We start from the raw sequence: 22902 nt of genomic DNA, 5'->3' as shown, positions 1-22902 counted from the left end.
TGTTCAGTTGGCCCGGCGCGCGGCGTCGGCCCGGACCATCGGCGGCGCCGTCTTCCGGTTGACCAGCACGATCCCAAGCGCCACGCCGGTCAGCGCGAGCACCAGCTGCAAGGTCAGCGGCTCGCTGAGCAGCAGCACGCCGAAGACCAGCGCGAACAGCGGGGTGAGGAAGGTGAAGGAGGAGATGCGCGTGGCCGGGTAATGCCGCAGCATCCACATCCAGGCCAGGTAGCTCGCGAAGGCGCCGATCACGGTCTGCAGTGCGATCGAGAACCAGGCGTAGCCGGAGTACGAGACGCCCCAGCGCTCGCCCAGCGCGATCGACAGCAGCGGCGACACCGCCGCCGTGACGGCGATCTGATAGAAGAGCGTCTTCTCGGCGCTCGCCGTGGCCAGCCGCGTGCTGCGGATCGCCAGCGTGGTGAGTCCCCAGGCGATGCCGGCCATCAGCGCGAGCGCGTCGCCCAGGAGCTGCCGCGAGCTGCTGTGGCCGAAGCTCTCGCTGAAGGCCACCACCACGCCGACGAAGGCGATGGCCAGGCCCAGCCATTGCGCGCCGCGCAACCGCTCGGCCGGCACGAAGCGCGGCAGCAGCAGCGCCACCACGAAGGGCGCGGTGTAGAGGAAGACGGTGAGCCGCGACGCGCTGGTGTGCTGCAGCCCGATGTAGATGCCGATGAATTCGGCCGTGAACAGCAGGCCGGCCAGCAGCCCGCCGGGCAGGGTGCCATCGCGCTCGAACAGGGGCACGCGGCGCCACAGGCACCACAGCCACAGCAGCAGCACGGCGCCGCTCATGCGGATCGTGGCCTGCCACAGCGGCGGTACCTCGGTCACGGTGGTCTTGATGAGGATCTGCTGCAGGCCCCAGAAGGCGCAGCAGAACAGCAGCAGCGATATGGCGCGGGTGTCGAGGTGGTTCTTTCTTTCGATCATTCGTTGTGTCTCGGGCTTGTCTCTTGTTGTGTGGTGCGGTGTTCAGGGCGTTGCGACCGGATAGGGTGGCTTGCCCTGCTGTCTTGCAGCGGCCCTCCAGCCAGCAGCTGGTGCCGCGCTCCAGCCGGGCGTGCATCTGCGAGCGCCGCTCGGCTTCGGTGTAGAGCGGGCCTTCGGGCACCGGGCACGTGCGCAGGCCCGAGGCCACCTGGAAGAAGGGATCGTCAAACCAGTTCTGCCTGTCGGGCCCGGCCGCTGCGGCCGGCGCGGCGACGGTGAGCGCGAGCAGGGCCGCCATGGCAACGCGGCGCCGTCCGCTCGCGCGCGACGGCAGGCAGGCAGGGCGGAGGGGCATCCGCCGATCGTAGCCTCCCCGCGTGAATTCTTCAGGCGCGCCCGGAAGGCTGCTGCTGCTGCTGTGCGCGGTGCAGGTCCGAGACGGGGTGCACGCGCTGGATCGGCGCACGCCGCACATCGCGCCGCGCGATCTCGCGCACCTCGCGCATCAGCGCGCGCGCATCCCAGTCGATCGGCCAGCCTTGCCACAGCCGCAGCGCGCCGTTCACGAACACGGCCTCGATCTGGTCGCGGTTCGCGAAGCGCACCAGCTCCCAGCCGAGGTCCCAGCTCGGCGCGAACTCGGGGACGTCCAGGTCCACGACCAGGAAATCGGCGGCCAGCCCCTCGGCGATGCGGCCGGTGAGTGCGCCCAGCCCGGCCGCCTCCGCGCCGCCGTGTGTCGCATGGTCCAGCCAGAGCCAGCCGCCGCCGCAGGAGGAATCGCCGTTCGCGAGACCCTGCGTCAGGCGCTGCGTGGCTTCGGCGGCGTCCATCAACCGGAAACCGTCGGCGCGCGTGCCGTCGGTGCCGAGGCCGAAGGGCACGCCGAGCAGGCCGAGCAGGCCGGCGTCGAGCACGGCATTGCCCTTCCACTGGCTGGCCACGGGGTTGTAGGCCACGGAGGCACCGCTGTCGCGCAGGAGGCCGATCTCGCGCGGGGTCAGCAGCGTGGCGTGGGCCAGCAGCGCCGAGGCATTGAGCGCGCCGCAGGCATGCAGCACTTCGAGCGGACGCAGCCCGCGCGCCACCAGCGAACGCTCTACCGCGGCCAGGTGTTCGTTGACATGGGTCTGGAAGCGCCGTCCGCTTTCCAGCGTGAGCGCGGCGACCGCGTGCAGCATGCGGTCGCTCGCCGCCTCGGGGATCGAGATGGCGAGCGAGGGATGCACCAGCGGGTCGTGCTCCAGCCGCGCGAGGAAGGTCGCGGCATCGTCGAGGATGCGGCGCGTCGCGGCCTCGTCGCCTTCGAGGCCCGCGTCGTTGCAGATCATGCCCAGCACGCAGCGGATGCCGGTATCGCGCGCGGCGCTCGCCACCGCATCGAGGCCGACCTGCGAGCGCGTGCCCGCATCGACCACGGTGGTGAAGCCGCCGCGCAGCGACTCCAGCGCGGCGAGCTTGGCGGACAGGTAGGCGGCCTGCTCGTCGAGCGTGGCCTCCATCGGCACCCAGATGCGGCGGAAGATCTCCGAGGGCTCGCCGAAGGCCAGCGCCTTGCCGAAGGACTGGGTGAGGTGGGTGTGGGTGTCGACCAGGCCCGGCATCAGCAGGCGCTGCGGCAGCAGGGCGGCTTCCAGGCCGGGATGCGCCTCGCGCAGCGCGGCGAGCGGGCCGACCTGCGTGAAGCGGCCGTTCTCGATGAGCACGGCCTGGCCCTCGCGCGGCCCCTCGGGCAGCATCAGCCATTCGGGGGCCAGCAGAAGGGGCTGGCGGGTGTTCAGGTGTTCGGGGGAGAGCATGGTCGTTTCCTCGTCGGGGCTCAGGCCCAGAGCAGCCACGCGAACCAGGCGCCGACCGCCAGCAGCAGCATGGAGACGAAGCGCTGCAACTGCCGAACGTCGAGCCCGGCCGCGGCGCGTTGCCCGGCAATGGAACCGGCGAGCATCAGCAGGCCGCACAGTGCCGCCAGCCGCAGGTCGAGCCGGCCTTCGATCGCATGCACCGCGCCGCTGGCCAGGGCGATCGGCAACTGCGACGCCTGCGCCGCCACGATGGCAAAGACGATCGGCTGGCGCAGCAGCATCAGGAGCGGGAGCACCAGCACCGGGCCGCCGGTGCCGGTGAGTGCGGAGCCCAGGCCCACCAGGGCGCCGAGCCCGAGCAGTGCCGCGGCGCCCAGCGGCGCGGCGGGCACGGTCGGCGTCTGCGATGCGCGCAGGCCGCGCCAGCCGGAGAACAGCACCAGCAGCGTCACGCCGGTCATCAGCACCGCGCCAGGCAGCCAGCGCACCAGCAGGGCGCCGGCCGCGGCCCCTGCCAGCGCGCCCGCCAGCAGGGGCAGGCAGCGCATGGCCATGTCGCGCTGGCGGCGCAGCGGCCCCAGCACCACCAGCGCCGGCAATGCGAAACCCAGCGAAGCGGCGGCAATGGCTTGCGGCAGCGGCACCCCGCCCAGTTGGGTCAGCACCGGCACCAGCAGCACGCCGCCGATGCCGCTGGCGCCGATCAGGCCGCCGGCCAGCAGCACCGCCGGCAGCAGGATCCACGCGCTGGACAGCGACATCAGCATGGGGCGCTCCTCGCGTTGTCTTATTCGGTCTTGATGCCGGCGGTCTGCACCACGCCCGCGATGGCCTTGCGCTCCTTCGCCAGGTAGTCGGCGAAGGCCGGGCCGGCGATCAGCTGCGGCTTGACCGCGATGTCGCCGAGCTTGCGTGCGATCTCGGGGTCCTTGAGGGTGGCATCGAGCGCGGCGACCCAGGCGTTCGTCACGGCGGCCGGCGTGCCGGTGGGCGCCAGGACGCCGAGCCAGGCGTCCATCTCCAGCCCCTTGAGCTCGGCCGACTCGGACAGCGCCGGAATGGCCGGCGCGCTGGGCGAACGGGCCAGCGAGGTGACGCCGAAGGCGCGGACCTTGCCGTCCTTGATGAAGGGCTGCGCCAGCGACAGCGGCAGCACCGCCAGGTCGACCTGGCCGCCGGCCACGTCGGTCAGCACCTGCGGGCCGGACTTGTAGGGCACATGCACCAGGTCCAGCCCGGCGCGCTGTTTGAAGAGCTCGGCCGTGACGTGCAGCGAAGTGCCCACGCCGTCGGTCCCGAAGTTGAGCTTGCCCGGCTGCGCCTTGGCCAGCTGGATCAGCTCGGCGGTGGTGCGTGCCGGCAGGGCGGTCTTGCCGATCAGCACGAAGGGCGAGGTGCCGACGGTGGCCACCGGCACGAAGTCCTTGAAGCTGTCGTAGCGCACCGCGGAGGGCGCCACCAGCGGCGCCACGTTGAGCGGGCTGGCCACCGCGAACAGCAGCGTGTAGCCGTCGGCCGCCGAGCGCGCCGCCTTCTGGGTGCCGATGGTGCCGGCGGCGCCGGCCACGTTCTCGATCACCACCGGCTGCTTGAGCAGCTCGCCGAGCCTGGCGGTGAGCAGGCGGGCCGTGGCATCGACGCCGCCGCCGGCGGCGAACGGCACAATCAGCGTGATGGGCTTGGCGGGATAGCTCGGCGTCTGGGCGAAGCCCAGGCCCGCGCTGAAGGCCAGCGCGGCGGCGGTGGAACGGATGAAGGCTCGGGTTGCGGACATGGTCGTTTCCTTGGTGTGTGATGAACGGAAAGAAGCACCCTGGCGGTGCAGAATCTACTTGTTATGACAAGTTATGACAAGACACGCAATCTGCATGCCAGCGTTGGCCGTGGGGGCTTGAATGCCTGAGCTGCCGCAGTCGCTCCATGCCCAGCTGCGCGACGCGCTGCGCGCGCGCATCCTCGACGGCGAACTCGCGCCCGGGGCCAAGCTGCCGTCCGAGTCGGAGCTCACTGCCGAGCACGGCGTCAGCCGCATCACCGTGCGGCAGGCCCTGGCGGCGCTGCAGACCGAGGGCCTGATCGTCAAGCTGCACGGAAAGGGGGCCTTCGTGTCCCATCCGAGGGCGGCGCAGAGCCTGAACCGTCTGCAGGGCCTGAACGAGGCGATGGCGCTGGAGCAGCATGCGGTGAGCAGCAAGCGCCTGGCCTGGCGCGAGGTGAAGGCGCCGCCGGCGGTGGCGCGCCAGCTGCAGCTGCCGGCGGGCGAGACGGTGTACCACCTGCAGACCCTGCGCTACCTGGACCGCGAGCCGCTCTCGCTCAACAGCTCCTACCTGCCGCGCTTCCTGGGCGAGCGGCTGGCGCGGGTGGACTTCTCGCAGCGCGACCTGATCGACGTGTTCGAGCGTGAGGGCGGCCTCGAGATCGGCGAGGCCCAGCTCGAGATCGGTGCCGGCCTGGCGAAGCCTCAGGAGGCGAAGCTGCTGCAGCTCGAACCCGGTGCGCCGGTGCTGCAGGTGGAGCGCCTGCTGCACCTGGCCGGCGGCGGGCCGGTGCACGTGGAGACCGCGGTCTACCGCGCCGACACCTTCCGCTACAAGCTCAACGTCCGGCGTTGAATCGAATTACAACGGGTGCTCGGTATAGAAGCGCCCGCCATGGAACAGCAGCGGCGAGGCACCCGGGCTGTGCGTGCAGCGCTCCACCTCGCCGACGAAGATCACGTGGTCGCCCTCGTCATAGCGGCTGCGGTTGAAGCACTCGAAGGTCGCCGCCGCGCCGGCCAGGACCGGCGCGCCGCCCAGGCCTTCGGTGAAGGCGACCTCGGCCCATCGGTCCACGTCCTTGCTGGCGAAACGCTCGGCCAGCGACTTCTGGTGGGCGCCGAGGATGTTGATGGCGTAGTGCGAACCGGTGCTGAGCGCGGCCATCGAGGCGGCGCTGCGTGCCAGGCTCCACAGCACCAGCGGCGGTGCCAGCGACACCGAATTGAAGGAATTGGCCGTCAGCCCCACCAGCCGGCCATTGGCCGCGCGCGCGGTGACGATGGTGACGCCGGTCGCGAACATGCCCAGGGCTTCGCGGAATTCGTCGGACGTGAAGGAGGGCGGTTGCGCCTGGGCGGGAGCGGTCACGGGGAAGCCGGAGAGTGAGGGGCTATTCTGGCCGATCGGCTTGCACGGCGTTGTCGCCCGGGTTCTAGCCGAAGAACCAGTAGCCGACGCCGATCGCGCCCAGCACCCCGGCCAGCTCGGCCAGCAGGGCGCAGCCCACCGCGTGCCGCGCCCGCTGGATGCCGACCGCACCGAAATAGACGGCCAGCACGTAGAAGGTGGTCTCGGTGCTGCCCTGGATGGTGGCGGCCACGCGGGCGGCGAAGCTGTCCACGCCCTGGTTCTGCATGGTTTCGATCAGCATCGCGCGTGCCGCGCTGCCGGAGAAGGGCTTGACCAGCGCGGTGGGCAGTGCGTCGACGAAGCGTGCATCCCAGCCGGTCAGGCCGACGGCCCAGCGGATGCCGGACAGCACCATGTCCAGCACGCCGGAAGCGCGCAGCACGCCGACCGCGCACAGCATCGCCACCAGGTAGGGCAGCAGGTTCTTCGCCACGTCGAAGCCTTCCTTGGCACCCTCGACGAAGCATTCGTAGACCTTCACCCGTTTCAGCGCGCCGGCCAGCAGGAAGACCACGATGATCCCGAACAGCGTCAGGTTGCCGAGCAGCGACGAAAGAGAGGCGAGCGCCGAGGCCGAGAGCGTGGCCAGCGTCGCCATGAAGGCGCCCAGCAGCAGCGCGCCGGGCAGGAGGTAGGCCAGCACCACCGGGTCCCACAGCTTCAGCCGCTGGACGAAGGCCACCGAGAGCAGTCCGACCAGCGTGGAGCAGCTGGTGGCCAGCAGGATCGGCAGGAAGACCAGCGTCGGATCGGCCGCGCCCTGCTGCGCGCGGTACATGAAGATGCTGACCGGCAGCAGCGTCAGCGAGGAGGCGTTGAGCACCAGGAACAGGATCTGCGCGTTGCTGGCAGTGTGCTCGCTGGGGTTGAGGCTCTGCAGCTCGCGCATCGCCTTCAGGCCGATCGGCGTGGCCGCGTTGTCCAGGCCCAGCGCGTTGGCCGCGAAGTTCATGGTGATCAGGCCGAGCGCCGGGTGCCCCGCGGGCACCTCGGGCATCAGGCGCCTGAACAACGGGCCCAGCAGGCGCGCCAGCCCGGCCACCAGGCCGGCCGCCTCGGCGATGCGCAGGAAGCCCAGCCACAGCGTAAGCGTGCCGAACAGCAGCACCATCACTTCCACCGAGAGCTTGGCCATCGCGAACAGGCTCTCGACCAGGGCGCCGAACACCGCGGTATCGCCGCCGACCAGCCAGCGCGACAAGGCAGCCAATGCCGCCGCCAGAAAAAAACCGAGCCACAAGCCGTTGAGCACGCGTATCCCTTGCTGCTGCCGTTGGCCGCCGATCATAGGGGGCCGCTTCGCATGCCCACGGCCACGCGGCGGCGTTACATTGCGGCGCATGCCGCTGCTCGCGAATATCCGCGCCGTCCTGCTGCTCGCCGTCGCCATCTGGCTCGGCGGCTGCGCCATGCTGCCGCCGCCGGGCCCGAGCACGCCGAGCCATGCGCTGACCGAGGTGGCGGACACGCGGCTGGCCGGGATCGTGAACCGCGCCACGCCGGCCGCTGGAACGGGCCCCTCGGGCCTGTCGGGCTTCCGGCTGCTGCCGGAGGCGGAGTTCGCCTTCGAAGCGCGCATCGCGCTGATCCGCCACGCACAGAAGTCGCTCGACGTCCAGTACTACCACATCCAGCGCGACGAGGTGGGCCTGCTGTTCCTGCGAGAGCTGCGCGACGCGGCCGCGCGCGGTGTCCGGGTGCGGCTCCTGATGGACGATCTCTACACCGGCGGCGAGGACGCGCTGCTGCTCGGCCTGGCTGCCCATCCGAACGTCGAGCTGCGCCTGTTCAACCCGCTGCCATCGCGTGCCGAGTCGCTGTCGATGCGCTTCCTGTTCTCGCTGCACGAGTTCGGCCGCATCAACCACCGCATGCACAACAAGCTGCTGGTGGCCGACAACAGCTGCGCGGTGACGGGCGGGCGCAACATCGCGAGCGAATACTTCATGCGCAACACCGCCGCCAACTTCATCGACATGGACCTGCTGTCCTGCGGGCCGGTGGTGCGGGAGATGTCCGCGGGCTTCGACCGCTACTGGAACAGTGCACAGGTGCGGCCGGTCGGCGACGTGGTCGCGAGCACGGTGGCGCCGGCGGCGCGGCGCGAGCAGTTCGATGCGCTCGCGAAGGCCGGCCTGCCGGAGCTGCCGGTGCGGCCGCATGACGTCATGGAGCGCAGCGCCGTCGGCCGGCAGCTCGACGGCGGCACGCTCGAGCTGCGCTGGGCCTCCGCGCAGCTGTACGTCGACGACCCGGACAAGATCACGCGCGGCAACGATGCCGAGGCCTTCCGCGGCAGCGTCACCGAAGGCGCGCTGCGCGCGCTCGACGCCGCTCGCCGTGAAGTGACCATCGTCTCGCCCTATTTCGTGCCCGGCGAGCGCGGCATGGCGATGATGAAGCAGGCCACCGGCGGACAGCCCGGGCGCATCTTCCTGGTCACGAACTCGCTGGGCGCGACCGACGAGCCCCTGGTCTACGCCGGCTACACGCGCTACCGCGCCGAGATGCTGCGCATCGGCGTGACCATCCGCGAGATCGCGCCCGAGCTCACCGGCCGCTCGGGCCACTTCGGCGATTTCGGCCGTTCGATCAGCCGGCTGCACGCGAAGCTGGCCGTGGTCGACGACCGGATGCTCTTCATCGGCTCGATGAACATGGACCATCGCTCCGCGGCGGTGAACACCGAATCGGGGCTGCTGATCGACAGCCCGGAGATCGTGGCCGACTACCAGACCCTCATCGCCGCCAGCCGCACCAATGCGGCCTACCGGCTGCGGCTCGCGCCGGACGGGCGCCGCGTGCAGTGGGTGGAGTCGGATGCCGAGGGCAACGACATCGTCCATGACGACGAACCGGGCGGCCACTACTGGCTGCGCTTCAAGAACTGGCTGCTTCTGCCCTGGGTGGGCGAATCGCTTCTGTAGGAAACGGTGTTCATGGCTCTTCATCGACGCGACCTGAACCGCGCCGCCCTGTGGCTGGCGCTCGGCGGCTGGTCCGCGCTGTGCACGGTGCAGGCGCAGCCGGCACCGCGCTGGCGCTCCGATCCCTTCACGCTCGGCATCGCCAGCGGCCAGCCGCGGCCGGACAGCGTGGTGCTGTGGACCCGCCTGGCGCCCGCGCAGGGCGAGGATCTCGAAGGCCTGCGCAGCTGCGCCGTGCGCTACGAGGTCTTCGCCGATGCCGGGCTGACGCGCCGTGTGGCGCGGGGTGAAGTGGTGACCGACGCGGAGCGTGCCTTCAGCGTGCATGCGCACGTGCAGGGGCTGGCACCGCAGCGGGAGTACTGGTATCGCTTCACCTGCGGCGATGCCCAAAGCCCGGTAGGTCGCACGCGCACCGCGCCCGCCGCCGATGCGCCGGTCGAGCGGCTGCGCCTCGCGCTCGCGGCTTGCCAGAACTACGAGCACGGCTACTACGCCGCGCACCGCGAGATCGCCTCGCGCGAGCTGGACTTCGTGCTCTTCGTCGGCGACTACATCTACGAGGGCTTCAGCCGCACCCCCGAATTGCGCCGGCACGCCGCGCCGATCCCGCTGACGCTCGAGGCCTACCGCGAGCGCCACGCGCTCTACAAGCGCGATGCGGACCTGCAGGCCGCCCATGCGGCGCACCCGTGGATCCTGACCTGGGACGACCACGAGGTGGTCAACGACTATGCGGACGATCGCGACCCGGACTACACCGACCCAGCGGCCTTCCTGCGCCGCCGTGCCGCCGCCTACCGTGCCTACTTCGAGCACATGCCGCTGCTGCTGCAGCCGCAGGGACCGGCGATGCGCATCCACGACCGCTTCGTCTGGGGCCGGCTGGCCGAGCTCTGGACGCTGGACTGCCGCCAGTACCGCAGCCACCATGCCTGCCCCGATCCGGCGCGCGACTGGGGCCGGCTGGTGATCGGCTGCGAGGCGCTGTCGGACCCGGCGCGCACCATGCTGGGCGCCGAACAGTCGCAGTGGCTGGCCCAGGGCCTGGCCGCCTCCGGCCGGCAATGGAAGCTGCTGGGCCAGTCCACCCAGATGAGCTCCACCAGCCTCGAGGCGCCGCGGGGCCGCCAGTCCTGGACCGACGGCTGGGACGGCTACCCCGAGGCGCGGCGCCAGCTGCTGCAGGGCATCGCCGACGCGAAGCTGCGCGACGTGGTGGTACTGGGCGGCGATGTGCACCGCTTCGTGGCGGCCGACCTGCGCGTGCGGCCCAACGACACGGCCTCGACGGTGATCGCGAGCGAGTTCGTCGGCGGCTCGATCAGCTCGCGCGGCGCCAGCCGGAGGGCCATGGAGGAGCTGCGGCGCGACAACCCCGACGTGGCGCATGCGCGCGGCGACGAGCGCGGCTATGCGCTGATCGAGGCGACGCCGAAGGAACTGCACTGCGAGTTTCGCGCGACCGTTCATCCGGTGGCGGCCGATGCGCGCTTCCAGTCGCAGGCGCGTTTCGCGGTCGAGGCCGGCGTGGCCGGAGTTCGGGCGGCCTGAGCCGCTGGATCAGGTCTTCGCCGGGGGCGACGGCACCTCGATCAGCAAGTCGGGGCGGAACCCCTCCTGTTCGCCCTTGCCCACGTAGCCCAGCGGATTCGCGACCACGCGGCAGCCGTCCTTCACATAGTCGAAGGCGCAGTGCAGGTGGCCGTGCAGCCAGAGGTCGGCCTGCGGGAGCAACTCGTCGAGCGCGTTGCAGAAGCCGGCGGTGCCGGGGCTCAGACCATAGCGCGGATCCGCGCTGGCGAGGGTGGGCGCGAAGTGCGTGATGGCCACGGTCGGGCCCTCGCAGGGCTGGGCCAATGCATGGCGCAGCCACGCCTGGCACGTCAGTGAGTGCTCTCTCAACGGGTCTGCGAGAAAGATCTCGCCACCGCGCGTCGTGGCGGCCTTCTCCAGATAGAAGTTGGCCGCGCGCATGGCCTTGCCACGCTTCTTGAGCGCTTCGGTCATGCTGTCGCCCGGCTCGACCAAGGCGTCGAAATCGGCCCACAGGGTGGTGCCGATGAAGCGGACGCCGTCAATCATGCGGGTCTCGCGCTCCAGCCACTGGATATCCAGCGCGTCGCAGAGTGCGCGCAGGCGTTCGTGCGTCACGTCGAAGTCCGCGTTGTCGTACTCGTGGTTGCCGGGCACATACAGCACCGGGGTCGGCCAGCCATGGCGGGGCGAAAATCGCGAGAGGCCGAATTCGTCATCGATGAGCGACGATCCTGCTTGATAGGAGCCGATGTCACCGGCAAGCACCAAGAGGTCCGCGCCCGGTGCCGGCGCGATCTCGAGCCGGGGGTGCACCTCCAGGTGCAAATCCGAAAGCAGCTGGAGCTTCATATCACGCAGTCTAGGCGAATATCCCCATGCGCATCGTGCATAGGGTGGGACTGGAATTCCTAGGGAAAACCCTTAATCTTGGTTCATCACCAACACCAGCGCGGGCCAAGGCCGCGCCCATGTCATGTTCAGCCTCGTTGCCCAGGTGGCACGCCTGTTTCGCTTCAAGACTTCCGAAACCGCCTCGAGCCCGGCGGCCGTTTTGATGGAAAGCGCCGGCTCCCGCGCCGGCATGAATGCGCACCAGGCCCAGGAACTGCGCGCCGCCGCCAGCGCCTGGCTCAGCGTCGTCCGCTGATCCAAATCGCTCAGGGCCCCGGCCGGGGCGGTTTCGCATCCGCGAATGCCGCCGCCGCGGAGCGCAACAGCGCCTGCCGCAGCCATTCGTGGGCGTGGCCGTGCTGGGCCCGCCGATGCCAGACCGCATCCACGTGCACCAGTGGCTGCTGGAAAGGCAGTTCGCGCAGCACCAGCTTTTCGTCGATGCCCGTGACCTTGACGAAATGGCGGGGCAGCACCGTCAGCAGGTCCGAATTGGCGACCACCCGGCCGGCGGTGAAGAACTGGTTGACGGTCACGACGACGCGCCGTTCCCGTCCCAGCGCGCCCAGCGTCTGGTCGATGAAGCCGTAGGGCCGGCCCGAGAAACTCACCAGCAGGTGCCGCGCGGCGCAGAAGTCGTCCAGCGTCAGGGGGCGGTCCGCCAGCGGATGGCCGTGGCGCATCACGCAGACGTACTCGCCGATGTAGAGCCGCTGGGTCTCGAAGGGCAAGGTCGCCGCGTCGGACTGGCCGCGCGCCGCCAGGTTGGCGACGACGGCCGGGAAGTAGCCGATCGCCATGTCCACCTCCTCGCCCTCCAGCAGCCTGCGGGGGTCGCGGGTGGTCAGCGGCAGCACGCGCAAGGAAACCGCGGGTGCCTCTTCCTCCACGATCCGGACCAGGCCGGGAATCAGCTCGGCCGCCGTCGCATCCGCCATGGCGAGGACGAAGGTGTCGTCGGCGATCCCGGCATCGAACTCGTGCGGCGCCAGCGTGTGCTGCAGCTGCCGCAGGGCATCGCGCACCCTCGGCCACAGCGCCAGGGCTCGCGGGGTGGGCTCGACGCCCGCGCCCGCCCGGCGCACCAGCTCGTCACCCAGGGTCTCGCGCAGGCGCCGCAGGGCGTTGCTGACCGCCGGCTGGGTGATCGAAAGGTTGCGCGCCGCCCGCGTGAGGTTGCGCTCGGCCATGACCTCGTCGAAGACGCGCAGAAGGTTCAGGTCCAGCGTGCGAAAGTTGACGTCTATCATTGTCTTGAATGATAGACATCATCAAGATAAATTGGAAAAACATCAGGGAAACCCCTAGTATCACGGCATCGGCTTCTGCCACCGTTGTCCTTAGGAGGGACTTTCATCATGACCAGCTTTGTCCACGTTGACCAACCGGCCACTCACCCGGGCGTTGCCCGTGCTGAAGCCGTCATCGAACACATCCGTGTTGCCCGCCGCAGTTTCGACGGCGCCCGCGGCCTCGCAGCCTTGCTGCTGGCAGCCATCGTTTCCTCGCTGCTCGTCGTCGCCGACAAGCTGATGTCGACCTGGAACGAAGGCGGCCTGCTGGTGGCTTGGCTGGTGCTGTGGGGCGTAGCCTTCGCCGCCATCGCCTTCTTCGCCGGCACGGCGCGCGGGCTCGCCGTTCGCGCCGTCTCCTCGGCACGCAACGCCGCCCGCCGCCGCGCTGCCGCCCGCGCCGATGCGCAGTTCCTGGCTTACGCCGAGCACGATCCGCGCATTCTTCGCGACCTGCAGGCGATCCGCTCGCGCCGTGAAGCCGAGCAGGCCGAAGCGACGGTGAATGCCGACGCCAACGTGCCCAGCCTGTACCAGGCGCTGCGCCAGGTGAACCTGAACCAGCACTATTGATCCCCTTGTGCCGGCCGCGCGCCGGCGTACCATGAAAAAAGCCGCCTTCGGGCGGCTTTTTCTTTGCGCGACGCCAGCCCGCTCAGGCGGCCAGGCGCTGTTCGATGGCGGCCTTGGTGGCCGGCAGCTCCTTTGGCAGGTGGTGTGCCAGTTGCTGGAACAGCTCCGCATGCAGCTTCAGCTCCGCCTGCCACGCCGCCTTGTCGATGTGGGTGACGGTCTTGAACTGCTCGGCGCTGAAGTCCAGGCCGGTCCAGTTCAGGTCCTCGTAGCGGGGGCTGACGCCGAACACGTGCTCCGTGCCCTCGCCGCGGTCTTCGATGCGGTCGATCATCCACTTCAGCACGCGCATGTTCTCGCCGTAGCCCGGCCAGGTGAACTTGCCGTCCTCGCCTTTGCGGAACCAGTTGGTGGTGTAGATCTTGGGCAGGCGCGCGCCGGTGGCTTCGAGCTTCTTGCCCAGGTCCAGCCAGTGCTGGAAGTAGTCGCTCATGTTGTAGCCGGCGAAGGGCAGCATCGCGAAGGGATCGCGCCGCACCACGCCCTGCTGGCCGGCGGCGGCGGCGGTGGTTTCCGAGCCCATGGTCGCGGCCATGTAGACGCCCTCGACCCAGTTGCGCGCCTCGGTCACCAGCGGCACGGTGGTGGAGCGGCGGCCGCCGAAGATGAAGGCGTCGATCGCCACGCCCTTGGGGTCGTCCCAGGCGGCGTCCAGTGCCGGGTTGTTGATCGCGGCGACCGTGAAGCGCGCGTTGGGGTGAGCGGCCTTGGCGCCCGTTTCGCGGGCGATGGCGGGCGTCCATTCCTTGCCCTGCCAGTCGATGGCGTGGGCCGGGGGCGTGTCGGTCATGCCTTCCCACCAGATGTCGCCGTCGTCGGTCAGCGCGACGTTGGTGAAGATCACGTCCCGGTCCAGGCTGGCCATGCAGTTCGGATTGGTCTGCATGTTGGTGCCGGGGGCGACGCCGAAATAGCCGGCCTCGGGGTTGATGGCATGCAGGCGGCCGTCCGCGGCCGGCTTGATCCAGGCGATGTCGTCGCCGATGGTCGTGACCTTCCAGCCCTCGAAGCCGGCCGGGGGGATCAGCATGGCGAAGTTGGTCTTGCCGCAGGCGCTCGGGAAGGCGGCGGCGACGTGGTACTTCTTGCCCTCGGGATTGGTGACGCCGAGGATCAGCATGTGCTCGGCCAGCCAGCCCTCGTCGCGGCCCATGTTGGAGGCGATGCGCAGGGCGAAGCACTTCTTGCCCAGGAGGGCGTTGCCGCCGTAGCCCGAGCCGTAGCTCCAGATCTCGCGGGTCTCGGGGTAGTGAACGATGTACTTGGTCTTGTTGCAGGGCCAGGACACGTCCTTCTCGCCCGGCTGGAGCGGCGCGCCGACGGTGTGCACGCAGGGCACGAATTCACCTTCGGCGCCCAGCACGTCGTAGACGGCCTTGCCCATGCGGGTCATGATCTTCATGTTGACCGCGACATACGGGCTGTCGGAGAGCTCGATGCCGATGTGCGCGATCGGCGAACCCAGCGGGCCCATGCTGAAGGGCACCACGTACATCGTGCGGCCCTTCATGCAGCCGTCGAACAGGGGCTGCAGCGTGGCGCGCATCTCGGCCGGCGCCATCCAGTTGTTGGTGGGGCCGGCGTCTTCCTTCTTCTCGGAGCAGATGAAGGTGCGGTCCTCCACGCGGGCGACGTCGCTCGGGTCGGAGTTGGCGAGGAAGGAATTGGGCCGTTTGGCCGGGTTCAGCTTCTTGAAGGTGCCGGCGTCCACCATCAGCTGGCAGAACCGGTCGTATTCCTCCTGGCTGCCGTCGCACCAGTAGATGGCTTCGGGCTTGCACAAGGCTGCCATGTCCGCCACCCAAGCGATCAGCTTGGCGTTCTTGACGTACGAGGGCGCCTGCACGGCAAGGCCCTTCAGCGCTGCGTTCATAAAGTCTCCTAAGTTGAAAAACCGTCTTTCCGAACGGGGCTCGGTGCCGTGAGGCCGGCGAGGTCCGTTGGAAAAAACGTCTTCCCGTCTCGGGAGAGGAGGATTGGGCAGCCCAGGCGGGTCTGCGATCCTCGACGGGCGGCGGCACACCCCGTGTCCGCCGCGGCCGCAGCCGGATGTCAGGCCATGTAGACGGCGATGGAGGCCAGCAGGAGCATCAGCACCCCGCCGGCGATGGGCAGCACGAGGGGCATGAGGGGAACGATCGACTCGACCGCATCGTGTTCGACGGCGGCGGCCTGGCCGGGCTCTACGGGTGTGGGGTTGGACATGCTGATTCCTTGGATAGGGAAAACTGAGGCCATTTTACCGACTGGCCGGTCGACCATGGTCTAGGGGCTTGCCCCGTTACCGTTGCTCCTGCGCCTCGAAGCCGGCACGGGCCAGGGCCTCGAGCACGGCCGACAGGTGCTCGCGCCCGCGGGTCTGCAGCACCAGCTCGATGTCCACGTTCTGCGCCGCCAGCATGGTGAAGGCGCGCTGGTGGTGCACCTCGTCGACGTTGGCGCCCGCTTCCGCCACAGTGGCCGTGATCTGGGCCAGGGAGCCCGGCACGTCGCGCGCACTGACGCGCACCCGGGCAAGCCGGCCGGCGCGCACCATGCCGCGCTCGATGATCGCCGCCAGCAGCAGCGGATCGATGTTCCCGCCCGAGAGCACCAGCCCGACCCGCTTGCCCCGGAACCGATCCGGATGCCGGATCAGCGCCGCCAGCCCGGCGGCGCCGGCGCCCTCGACCAGGGTTTTCTCGATCTCCAGCAGCATCAGCACCGCCTGCTCGATGTCGCCCTCGTCCACCAGCAGCAGGTCGTTCACCTGGGTGGCGATGATGGCCTGCGTCAGAACGCCCGGCGTGCCGACGGCGATGCCCTCGGCGATGGTGCTCTGGCCGATCGGATGCTGGGTGCCCTGGACCGCGTTGACCATGGTCGGGAAGCGCCGCGTCTGCACGCCCACGATCTCGATGCCGGGCCGGCGCGCCCTTGCGGCGAGCGCCATGCCGGCGATCAGGCCGCCGCCGCCCACCGAGACCACCAGGACGTCCAGGTCCGGCACCGCGTCGAGCATCTCCAGCGCCACCGTGCCCTGGCCGGCGATGATCGCCTCGTCGTCGTAGGGATGGACGAAGCTCAGCCCCTCCTGTCCGGCCAGGGCGAATGCGTGGGCGCGCGCGGCGTCCAGCGTGTCGCCGTGCAACACAACCTCGGCGCCGAAGCCGCGGGTGCGCTCGATCTTCACGCCCGGCGTGAAGCGCGGCATCACGATCAGCGCCCGCAGGCCCAGGCGCTGCGCGTGGTAGGCCACGCCCTGTGCATGGTTGCCGGCCGACATCGCGATCACGCCGCGCACCCCTTGCTCGGAGAGCTCGACCAGCTTGTTGCAGGCGCCGCGCTCCTTGAAGGAGGCGGTGAACTGCAAGTTCTCGAATTTCAGGAAGACCTGCGCGCCGACGATTTCCGACAGCGTGCGGGATTCCACGCAGGGCGTTTCCAGCACCTGCCCCTGCAGGCGCAGGGCGGCGCGCTCGATGTCTTCGATTCCAGGCATGGGCGGCATTGTGGACGGAATCGCAACATCCGGGTTTTTACCCTCCCCGAGACTTCCCGAAGCCAAAAGTCTGCGCTATGGTCGCGATCAATTCCCGATTCTCCTAGCTGGAGGTTGCTCGATGGTCAAGCGTTCCGGTGCCGATGTCGTGGCCGCGGCTTCCCGCGGTCATGCATTGCCGTCGCCCGGACTCAAGGAAGCACCGGTGCTCGAGCTCATGTGCTCGCACTTCGTGCTCACCCTCGCGGCCAAGCAGGGCCCGCGCTTCAACGTGCGGCGCGATCTCAACGGCCTGCTCTCGCTCACCGGCCGCCACCTCGTCTGGCCGGCGGTGGTGCTGCAGCGGCTGCGCGAATTCCTCGGGCGGCGCTGCGCCGGCAACGAGGTGTGGAAAGGGGTGGAGCAGTTCGACGGCCGCACCCTGCTGGAGCGCCACGGCGTCTGGCGCGGCCCCTACGAAGAGGGCACGCTCTTCTTCTACCTGGACGAATACGCCAAGGACCAGCCCAAGGACCTGCTTTCCGTGCTCGCGGTCACGCGCGACTGGCTCACGCATGCGCTGCGCAAGCAGTCCACCCTGGTCGAGAAGAACATCGATGCGCTCGCCGGCCTGCTGCAGCTCAACAAGGCCGAGCGCGCGTTGCTGCTCTACGGCACCCTGGCGCGCTACCAGCGCGACCTGCGCTCGCTGCTGGTCGAATTCAAGGTCAACAACGCGCCCGAGGCCTATGCGGCGATCGCCGAGGTGGCGGGCGTCAACGCCAGCGACGTGGGCGAGGCCCTGCGCGCCGGCTCGCGCCTGGAGCGCATCGGCCTGGTCGAGAACCTGATCTCCGAGCACAACATCACCGACCTGGCCGACCTCATGAAGGTCAGCGAGAAGCTGCCGCCGGTGCTGATGCGCGAGTACCGCGACCACAACGAGCTGATGGCGGTGTTCACGCGTCCTTCGGCGAAGAGCGCTCTCACAGTGCAGGACTTCGGCTTCGTGCAGGAGGAGGCGTGCATGCTCGTCACCCTGCTCGCCGCCGCCGTGGCGCGCAAGGAGCCCGGGGTCAACGTGCTGCTCTACGGCCCGCCCGGCACCGGCAAGACCGAGCTGGCGAAAGTGGTGGCGCAGGCCGCTGGCCTCGAGCTCTTCGAGGTCGAGTACGCCGACCGCGACGGCAACTCGCTCTCCGGCCGCGACCGCTACCGGTCGCTGCAGATCGCGCAGGTCTTCCTCAAGGGCAGCGCCCAGGCGGCCTTGCTCTTCGACGAGGTGGAGGACGTGTTCCCGCCCATCAGCACCGAGGCCGCCCAGCTGATGGCGCGGGCCGAGCAGATACCCGCGCCGGCCAGCGGCAGCGTGAGCGGCAAGGCCTGGGTCAACCAGATCCTCGAGTCGAACGCGGTGCCGACCCTGTGGGTCACCAATCGCATCGAGCAGATCGACCCGGCCTTCCGGCGCCGCTTCGCCTACCACCTGGAGCTGAAGTCGCCGCCGCCCGGCGCCCGCGAGCAACTGGTGCGCAGGACGCTGGAGGGCGTAACGGTGTCCGAGGCCTTCACCGCCAAGCTGGCGGCGCGCAAGGGCCTCACGCCGGCGCAGATCCGCACCGCGGTGCGCTTCGCGGGACTGGCCATGTCCGAAGGCGCTTCGATCGAAAGCCTGATCGAGCGGCAGCTGCGCAATGCCGACCTGGCGCTCGGCGTGGTCGACGGCCTCGGTGTGCGCCGCAGCGTCACCACCTACGACCTCGACATGCTCAACGTCGAGAGCCGCTTCGAGATCCCGCGCATCGTCGAGGCCCTCAAGGCGCGCGGCCACGGCACGCTGTGCTTCTATGGCGCGCCCGGCACCGGCAAGACCGCGCTGGCCGAGCACATCGCGAAGGCCATCGGCCGGCCGCTGATCATCAAGCAGGCGAGCGACCTGATGAGCAAGTACGTCGGCGAGACCGAGCAGAACATGGCCGCCATGTTCAAGGAGGCCGAGGCCGAGAAGGCCATCCTCCTGCTCGACGAGGCCGACAGCTTCCTGCAGGACCGCCGCGGCGCACAGCGCACCTACGAAGTCACCGAGGTCAACGAGATGCTGCAGGGCATGGAGCGCTTCGACGGCATCTTCGTGTGCACGACCAACCTGCTCGACCGGTTGGACCAGGCGGCACTGCGCCGCTTCACCTTCAAGATCAAGTTCATGCCGATGACGGCACCGCAGCGCGAGCGCATGTTCGTCACCGAGGCGCTGGGTGGCGATGCCGCTGGCCTGACGGACGAGGTCCAGCAACGGCTGGCCAGGCTGCCGCAGTTGTGTCCCGGCGATTTCGCAGCCGTGAAACGCCAGACCGATATCCTCGCGGTCGCGTTCTCTGCCGACGAGTTCCTGGACCAGCTCGAGGCCGAGCACCGCATCAAGCCCGAGGTGCGCGAGTCGCGCGGCATCGGTTTCGTTCACTAGCCATCACGTTCAGTCGCGCCTGGCACCGGCGCGCGGGGGAGATCTGCATGGAGTTCGTATGGCAGCGCGTGGCTGCGTTGGCCTTGTGCGCGGCAGCGTTGTCGGGATGTGGCGGTGGGGGAGGCGGCGGCGGTGATGGCTTTCTGCCGCTGGCCGCGCCTCCGCAGCAACAGCAGCAGCCGGCTGCGTCCGACGAGCCCATCGTCGAATCGTCCAGCGTCGCCGGCCTGTGCGCCGCCCCGCGCACAGGTATCGATCCGGACACCGGCGCCGCCTTTCCCGATCGCGGTGGCAGCCTCGATGACGAGAAGCGCTGGCTGCGCGGCTGGATCGACGAGACCTACCTCTGGTTCGACGAGGTGCCCCGCACCTTGCGGTCCGGCGACTACGCCACGCCCATCGCCTGGTTCAGCGTGCTCAAGACGCCCCAGCTCACCGCCTCCGGCCGTGCCAAGGACCGCTTCCATTTCACCCAGGACACGGCCGCGTACCAGGCGCTTTCGCGCAGCGGTGTCGACGTGGGCTATGGCATCGAATGGGCCTTCCTGAGCGCTTCCGCGCCGCGCGACATCCGGGTCGCCTACACGGAGGCGAACTCTCCGGCGGCGCAGGCCGGCATCGTGCGCGGCACCCGCGTCCTGGCGGTCGACGGCATCGATGCCGTCAGCGGCACCGACACCGCGCGGCTCAACGCCGGCCTGTCTCCCACGCGTGAGGGCGAGTCGCACAGCCTCAGGGTGCGCGCACCCGACGGAACCGAGCGCACGCTCTCCCTCGTCGCCGCGCGCATCCAGCGCGCGCCGGTCCAGAACGTGAAGACCATCGCCACCGCCAGCGGACCGGTGGGCTACATGCAGTTCAACGACCATCTCGCGACCGCCGAGGCCGCGCTGATCGCTGCCGTCAATCAACTGCAGAACGCAGGCATCGTCGACCTCGTCATCGACATGCGCTACAACGGCGGCGGCCTGCTCGACGTGGCCAGCGAACTGGCTTCCATGGTCAGCAGCGGTGCTGCGACCACCGGTGCCGTGTTCGAGCGCCTGGTGTTCAACGGCAAGAACCCCTTCCGGCTCACGCCCGCGCAGGCGAGCGTGCCGTTCCATGTGACGTCGCGCGGCTTCTCCACGCCATCCGGCCAGCCGCTGCCGCGCCTGGGTCTGTCGCGCGTCACCGTACTGGCCGGCCCGGACACCTGCTCCGCCAGCGAGTCGGTGATCAACAGCCTGCGCGGCGTGGGCGTCACCGTGAACCTGGTCGGCGGCGCCACCTGCGGCAAGCCCTACGGCTTTTTCCCGCAGGACAACTGCGGCACCACCTATTTCTCGATCCAGTTCCAGGGCGTCAACAACCGGGGTTCCGGAGACTATGGCGACGGCTTCGCGCCAACCTGCGCCGTGGCCGACGACTTCGACCGCGCACTGGGTGATCCGTCGGAGGCCCGGCTTGCGGCGGCGCTGACCTTCCTTAGCACGGGCGCGTGCCCGGCGGCCGGATCGACCAAGGCGGCTGTGGCCGAACAGATGAAGGCGGAGGCGCAGGGCGCAGGCTACCTGCTGCGGGCGCCGGTGCGCGAAAACCGCGTCATCGGGATGTCGTCGGGCCGGTAACGCCGGCGCGGACGGTTCAGAACGCGGCGCACACCCTCAGCACATCCGCGCCGTAGGCCTCCAGCTTCTTGCTCCCGATCCCGCTCACGCCCTGCAGGTCCTCGAGCGTGGCGGGCGCGCGCTCCGCGATGGCGGCCAGCGTGGCATCGTGAAAGATCACATAGGCGGGCAGGTTGTGCTCGCGCGCCACTTCGCCGCGCCATGCCTTGAGCGCAGCAAAGCGTGCCTGGCCCGCCGTGTCCAGCGTGGCTGCGGCCGGTGAGGGCGCCCCGCGGGCCGGCTTGTCGCGCCGCGATTTCTTGCGCTCGGCCGGCGCGGAGACCGATTCGCGCAGCATCACCGCCACCTCGCCCTTGAGCACGGCACGCGAGCCGTCGGTCAGCTGCAGCGTGTTGTAGGCCTGTGCATCGACCGACAGCGCACCGATCGCGATCAGCTGGCGCATCACGCCGCGCAACTGCGCCTCGGTGAACTCGCTGCCGATGCCGAAGGTGCTCAGGGCCGCGTGCCCGAACTGCGTGACCTTCTCGGTCGTCCTGCCGCGCAGGATGTCCATCACGTGGCCGGCACCGAAGCTGATCCCACTGTGCTGCTGCACGCGGTAGATGGTGCTGAGCAGCTTGCGCGCCGCATCGGTGCCGTCCCACACCTGCGGCGGATTCAGGCAGTTGTCGCAGTTGCCGCAGGGCGTGCTGTGCTCGCCGAAGTAGCGCAGCAGCCGCACGCGCCGGCAATCGCTCGCTTCGGCCAGCGACAGCAGGGCGTCGAGCTTGCCTCGCATCGCCTGCTTGAACTCCTCGCCCGCCGGGCTCTCATCGATCATGCGGCGCTGGTTCACCACGTCCTGCAGGCCGTAGGCCATCCAGGCGTCGGCCGCTTCGCCGTCGCGGCCGGCGCGGCCGGTCTCCTGGTAATAGCCCTCGATGTTCTTCGGCATGTCCAGGTGCGCGACGAAGCGCACGTCCGGCTTGTCGATGCCCATGCCGAAGGCGATGGTCGCCACCATCACGACGCCGTCCTCGCGCAGGAAGCGGTCCTGGTGCTTCTGGCGCACCGCGGCATCCAGGCCTGCGTGATAGGGCAGCGCTTCCAGCCCGGCATCGCGCAAGGTCTGCGCCATCTCCTCCACGCGCTTGCGCGACTGGCAGTAGACGACCCCCGCATCGCCCTCGTGCTCGCGCTGGATGAAGCGCAGCAACTGCGTCGTCGGGTCCTTCTTCTCGACGATGGCGTAGCGGATGTTGGGCCGGTCGAAGCTGGAGACGAACTGCCGCGCCGATTCCAGCTGCAGCCGCTCGACGATGTCGGCGCGCGTCAATGCGTCCGCGGTGGCGGTCAGCGCGATGCGCGGCACGCCGGCGTAGCGCTCGTGCAGCACCGTCAGCGCGCGGTACTCCGGCCGGAAGTCGTGACCCCACTGGCTCACGCAATGCGCCTCGTCGATCGCGAACAGAGAGAGCTTGCCGCGCTCCTTCAGGCTGTCGAGCTGCGACAGGAAGCGCGGCGTGGTCACGCGCTCGGGGGCCGCATAGAGCAAGGTGATCTCGCCGCGCATCAATCGGCGCTCTACCTCCTGCGTCTGCTCCCAGTCCAGCGTGGAATTGAGGAAGGCGGCGTCCACGCCGGCCTCGTGCAGCGCACCCACCTGGTCGTGCATCAGCGCGATGAGGGGCGACACGACCACCGTCACGCCGCGCCCTTCACGCTGGCGCGCGATGGCGGGGATCTGGTAGCACAGCGATTTGCCGCCGCCGGTGGGCATCAGCACCAGCGCGTCGCCGCCGGCCACGACGTGGTCGACGATGGCCTGCTGGGGGCCACGGAAATGCGCATAGCCGAAAACCTCCTGGAGGATTCGCTCGGGCACGGCGGCAGCGGGGGATTCGGGAGCCAGGAGTGACAAGGGTGATGGACTTGTGATGTCGGAGGGACACGCGCGCACCTCCCGTGCGCGCGGGAGTGGATTGTCTCCGATGCGGACGGCGCGGATTCGGACCCGGACCGCTGGCACACCCGTTGCTAGATTCCTGCCGTTCGCCGCCGCATGCACCTGTCTAGACAGCGTACAGCCCAAAAGAACCGCCCCGTGCACTATCAAGGAGCGGGAAAGCACCTGACTTGGTCTTCAATTCGGGGTTAACCTGTATATACAGGTGCGGCGCGGTGAACAAAACT

Annotated in this window: 19 protein-coding genes; 7 read left to right on the top strand and 12 right to left on the bottom strand. The window is 69.4% G+C overall.

Features of this window, described 5'->3' with window-relative positions:
• Nucleotides 1-3: 3 nt before the first annotated feature.
• The 4 genes from A8M77_RS12420 to A8M77_RS12405 all read right to left on the bottom strand — a co-directional run bounded on the left by A8M77_RS12420 (nt 4) and on the right by A8M77_RS12405 (nt 4512).
• Complete coding sequence (locus tag A8M77_RS12420) at nt 4-936, bottom strand: DMT family transporter (protein WP_086921804.1); 933 nt, start codon at nt 934-936, stop codon at nt 4-6.
• Between the two features lie 386 nt (nt 937-1322).
• Nucleotides 1323-2735, bottom strand: a complete 1413-nt coding sequence (locus tag A8M77_RS12415; RefSeq protein ID WP_086921803.1) for an amidohydrolase family protein — start codon at nt 2733-2735, stop codon at nt 1323-1325.
• A 20-nt stretch (nt 2736-2755) separates the two neighbouring features.
• Complete coding sequence (locus A8M77_RS12410) at nt 2756-3505, bottom strand: sulfite exporter TauE/SafE family protein (protein WP_238136798.1); 750 nt, start codon at nt 3503-3505, stop codon at nt 2756-2758.
• A 20-nt stretch (nt 3506-3525) separates the two neighbouring features.
• Nucleotides 3526-4512, bottom strand: a complete 987-nt coding sequence (locus tag A8M77_RS12405) for a Bug family tripartite tricarboxylate transporter substrate binding protein (protein WP_086921802.1) — start codon at nt 4510-4512, stop codon at nt 3526-3528.
• Nucleotides 4513-4633: 121 nt separating this feature from the next.
• Here A8M77_RS12405 and A8M77_RS12400 point away from each other — a divergent pair, with 121 nt between their 5' ends.
• Entirely contained in the window at nt 4634-5353 is a 720-nt protein-coding gene (locus tag A8M77_RS12400) for a GntR family transcriptional regulator (RefSeq protein WP_086921801.1), read from the top strand.
• Nucleotides 5354-5359: 6 nt separating this feature from the next.
• Here A8M77_RS12400 and A8M77_RS12395 read toward each other — a convergent pair whose 3' ends face one another.
• Together A8M77_RS12395 and A8M77_RS12390 are read right to left on the bottom strand one after the other, a co-directional pair.
• A complete protein-coding gene (locus A8M77_RS12395) occupies nt 5360-5803 on the bottom strand; it encodes a flavin reductase family protein (RefSeq protein ID WP_443271091.1) in 444 nt (147 codons plus the stop codon).
• 130 nt (nt 5804-5933) lie between these two features.
• The gene (locus A8M77_RS12390; protein WP_086921901.1) at nt 5934-7163 is read right to left on the bottom strand and encodes a nucleoside recognition domain-containing protein; all 1230 of its coding nucleotides are present in this window, start codon (nt 7161-7163) and stop codon (nt 5934-5936) included.
• 88 nt (nt 7164-7251) lie between these two features.
• Here A8M77_RS12390 and A8M77_RS12385 point away from each other — a divergent pair, with 88 nt between their 5' ends.
• A complete protein-coding gene (locus A8M77_RS12385; RefSeq protein WP_086921799.1) occupies nt 7252-8838 on the top strand; it encodes a phospholipase D family protein in 1587 nt (528 codons plus the stop codon).
• A gap of 12 nt (nt 8839-8850) precedes the next feature.
• Complete coding sequence (locus tag A8M77_RS12380; protein WP_086921798.1) at nt 8851-10392, top strand: alkaline phosphatase D family protein; 1542 nt, start codon at nt 8851-8853, stop codon at nt 10390-10392.
• A 9-nt stretch (nt 10393-10401) separates the two neighbouring features.
• Here the strand turns inward: A8M77_RS12380 and A8M77_RS12375 are convergent, their stop codons facing one another.
• On the bottom strand, nt 10402-11226 hold the full coding sequence (locus A8M77_RS12375) for a metallophosphoesterase (protein ID WP_086921797.1): 825 nt from the start codon (nt 11224-11226) through the stop codon (nt 10402-10404).
• A gap of 124 nt (nt 11227-11350) precedes the next feature.
• Between A8M77_RS12375 and A8M77_RS36430 the strand changes: the two genes are divergently transcribed.
• Nucleotides 11351-11524, top strand: a complete 174-nt coding sequence (locus A8M77_RS36430) for a hypothetical protein (protein ID WP_192871596.1) — start codon at nt 11351-11353, stop codon at nt 11522-11524.
• A gap of 10 nt (nt 11525-11534) precedes the next feature.
• Here A8M77_RS36430 and A8M77_RS12370 read toward each other — a convergent pair whose 3' ends face one another.
• Nucleotides 11535-12515 (bottom strand): LysR family transcriptional regulator, encoded by a 981-nt coding sequence (locus A8M77_RS12370; RefSeq protein ID WP_086921900.1) that lies wholly within the window; start codon nt 12513-12515, stop codon nt 11535-11537.
• Nucleotides 12516-12626: 111 nt separating this feature from the next.
• On the opposite strand from A8M77_RS12370, the gene A8M77_RS12365 reads away from it, so the two are divergent.
• On the top strand, nt 12627-13133 hold the full coding sequence (locus tag A8M77_RS12365; protein WP_086921796.1) for a hypothetical protein: 507 nt from the start codon (nt 12627-12629) through the stop codon (nt 13131-13133).
• 82 nt (nt 13134-13215) lie between these two features.
• On the opposite strand, the gene A8M77_RS12360 is transcribed toward A8M77_RS12365, so the two are convergent.
• The 3 genes from A8M77_RS12360 to A8M77_RS12355 all read right to left on the bottom strand — a co-directional run bounded on the left by A8M77_RS12360 (nt 13216) and on the right by A8M77_RS12355 (nt 16674).
• The gene (locus A8M77_RS12360) at nt 13216-15066 is read right to left on the bottom strand and encodes a phosphoenolpyruvate carboxykinase (GTP) (protein ID WP_086921795.1); all 1851 of its coding nucleotides are present in this window, start codon (nt 15064-15066) and stop codon (nt 13216-13218) included.
• A gap of 179 nt (nt 15067-15245) precedes the next feature.
• Entirely contained in the window at nt 15246-15398 is a 153-nt protein-coding gene (locus A8M77_RS36425; protein ID WP_192871595.1) for a hypothetical protein, read from the bottom strand.
• 76 nt (nt 15399-15474) lie between these two features.
• The gene (locus tag A8M77_RS12355) at nt 15475-16674 is read right to left on the bottom strand and encodes a threonine ammonia-lyase (RefSeq protein ID WP_192871594.1); all 1200 of its coding nucleotides are present in this window, start codon (nt 16672-16674) and stop codon (nt 15475-15477) included.
• Between the two features lie 121 nt (nt 16675-16795).
• On the opposite strand from A8M77_RS12355, the gene A8M77_RS12350 reads away from it, so the two are divergent.
• A complete protein-coding gene (locus A8M77_RS12350; protein WP_086921793.1) occupies nt 16796-19117 on the top strand; it encodes an ATP-binding protein in 2322 nt (773 codons plus the stop codon).
• A 47-nt stretch (nt 19118-19164) separates the two neighbouring features.
• Nucleotides 19165-20727 carry a S41 family peptidase gene (locus A8M77_RS12345; RefSeq protein ID WP_086921792.1) on the top strand — a complete coding sequence of 521 codons (1563 nt, stop codon included), beginning with the start codon at nt 19165-19167 and terminating at the stop codon, nt 20725-20727.
• Between the two features lie 16 nt (nt 20728-20743).
• Here the strand turns inward: A8M77_RS12345 and recQ are convergent, their stop codons facing one another.
• The gene (gene recQ / locus A8M77_RS12340; RefSeq protein ID WP_238136797.1) at nt 20744-22630 is read right to left on the bottom strand and encodes a DNA helicase RecQ; all 1887 of its coding nucleotides are present in this window, start codon (nt 22628-22630) and stop codon (nt 20744-20746) included.
• Between the last annotated feature and the right edge of the window lie 272 nt (nt 22631-22902).

Origin of the sequence: Variovorax sp. JS1663 (assembly GCF_002157355.1) — a bacterium.
GTDB lineage: Bacteria > Pseudomonadota > Gammaproteobacteria > Burkholderiales > Burkholderiaceae_C > Variovorax.
Note: the sequence above shows the minus strand (reverse complement) of the source record. Positions and strands in the feature narration are given on the sequence as shown.

What these genes read in the sequence shown, in the direction of transcription:
- A8M77_RS12420 (WP_086921804.1), bottom strand. Translation starts at nt 936, where the DNA reads ATGATCGAAAGAAAGAACCACCTCGACACCCGCGCCATATCGCTGCTG.
- A8M77_RS12415 (WP_086921803.1), bottom strand. Translation starts at nt 2,735, where the DNA reads ATGCTCTCCCCCGAACACCTGAACACCCGCCAGCCCCTTCTGCTGGCC.
- A8M77_RS12410 (WP_238136798.1), bottom strand. Translation starts at nt 3,505, where the DNA reads ATGCTGATGTCGCTGTCCAGCGCGTGGATCCTGCTGCCGGCGGTGCTG.
- A8M77_RS12405 (WP_086921802.1), bottom strand. Translation starts at nt 4,512, where the DNA reads ATGTCCGCAACCCGAGCCTTCATCCGTTCCACCGCCGCCGCGCTGGCC.
- A8M77_RS12400 (WP_086921801.1), top strand. Translation starts at nt 4,634, where the DNA reads ATGCCTGAGCTGCCGCAGTCGCTCCATGCCCAGCTGCGCGACGCGCTG.
- A8M77_RS12395 (WP_443271091.1), bottom strand. Translation starts at nt 5,803, where the DNA reads ATGTTCGCGACCGGCGTCACCATCGTCACCGCGCGCGCGGCCAATGGC.
- A8M77_RS12385 (WP_086921799.1), top strand. Translation starts at nt 7,252, where the DNA reads ATGCCGCTGCTCGCGAATATCCGCGCCGTCCTGCTGCTCGCCGTCGCC.
- A8M77_RS12380 (WP_086921798.1), top strand. Translation starts at nt 8,851, where the DNA reads ATGGCTCTTCATCGACGCGACCTGAACCGCGCCGCCCTGTGGCTGGCG.
- A8M77_RS12375 (WP_086921797.1), bottom strand. Translation starts at nt 11,226, where the DNA reads ATGAAGCTCCAGCTGCTTTCGGATTTGCACCTGGAGGTGCACCCCCGG.
- A8M77_RS36430 (WP_192871596.1), top strand. Translation starts at nt 11,351, where the DNA reads ATGTTCAGCCTCGTTGCCCAGGTGGCACGCCTGTTTCGCTTCAAGACT.
- A8M77_RS12365 (WP_086921796.1), top strand. Translation starts at nt 12,627, where the DNA reads ATGACCAGCTTTGTCCACGTTGACCAACCGGCCACTCACCCGGGCGTT.
- A8M77_RS12360 (WP_086921795.1), bottom strand. Translation starts at nt 15,066, where the DNA reads ATGAACGCAGCGCTGAAGGGCCTTGCCGTGCAGGCGCCCTCGTACGTC.
- A8M77_RS36425 (WP_192871595.1), bottom strand. Translation starts at nt 15,398, where the DNA reads ATGTCCAACCCCACACCCGTAGAGCCCGGCCAGGCCGCCGCCGTCGAA.
- A8M77_RS12355 (WP_192871594.1), bottom strand. Translation starts at nt 16,674, where the DNA reads ATGCCTGGAATCGAAGACATCGAGCGCGCCGCCCTGCGCCTGCAGGGG.
- A8M77_RS12350 (WP_086921793.1), top strand. Translation starts at nt 16,796, where the DNA reads ATGGTCAAGCGTTCCGGTGCCGATGTCGTGGCCGCGGCTTCCCGCGGT.
- A8M77_RS12345 (WP_086921792.1), top strand. Translation starts at nt 19,165, where the DNA reads ATGGAGTTCGTATGGCAGCGCGTGGCTGCGTTGGCCTTGTGCGCGGCA.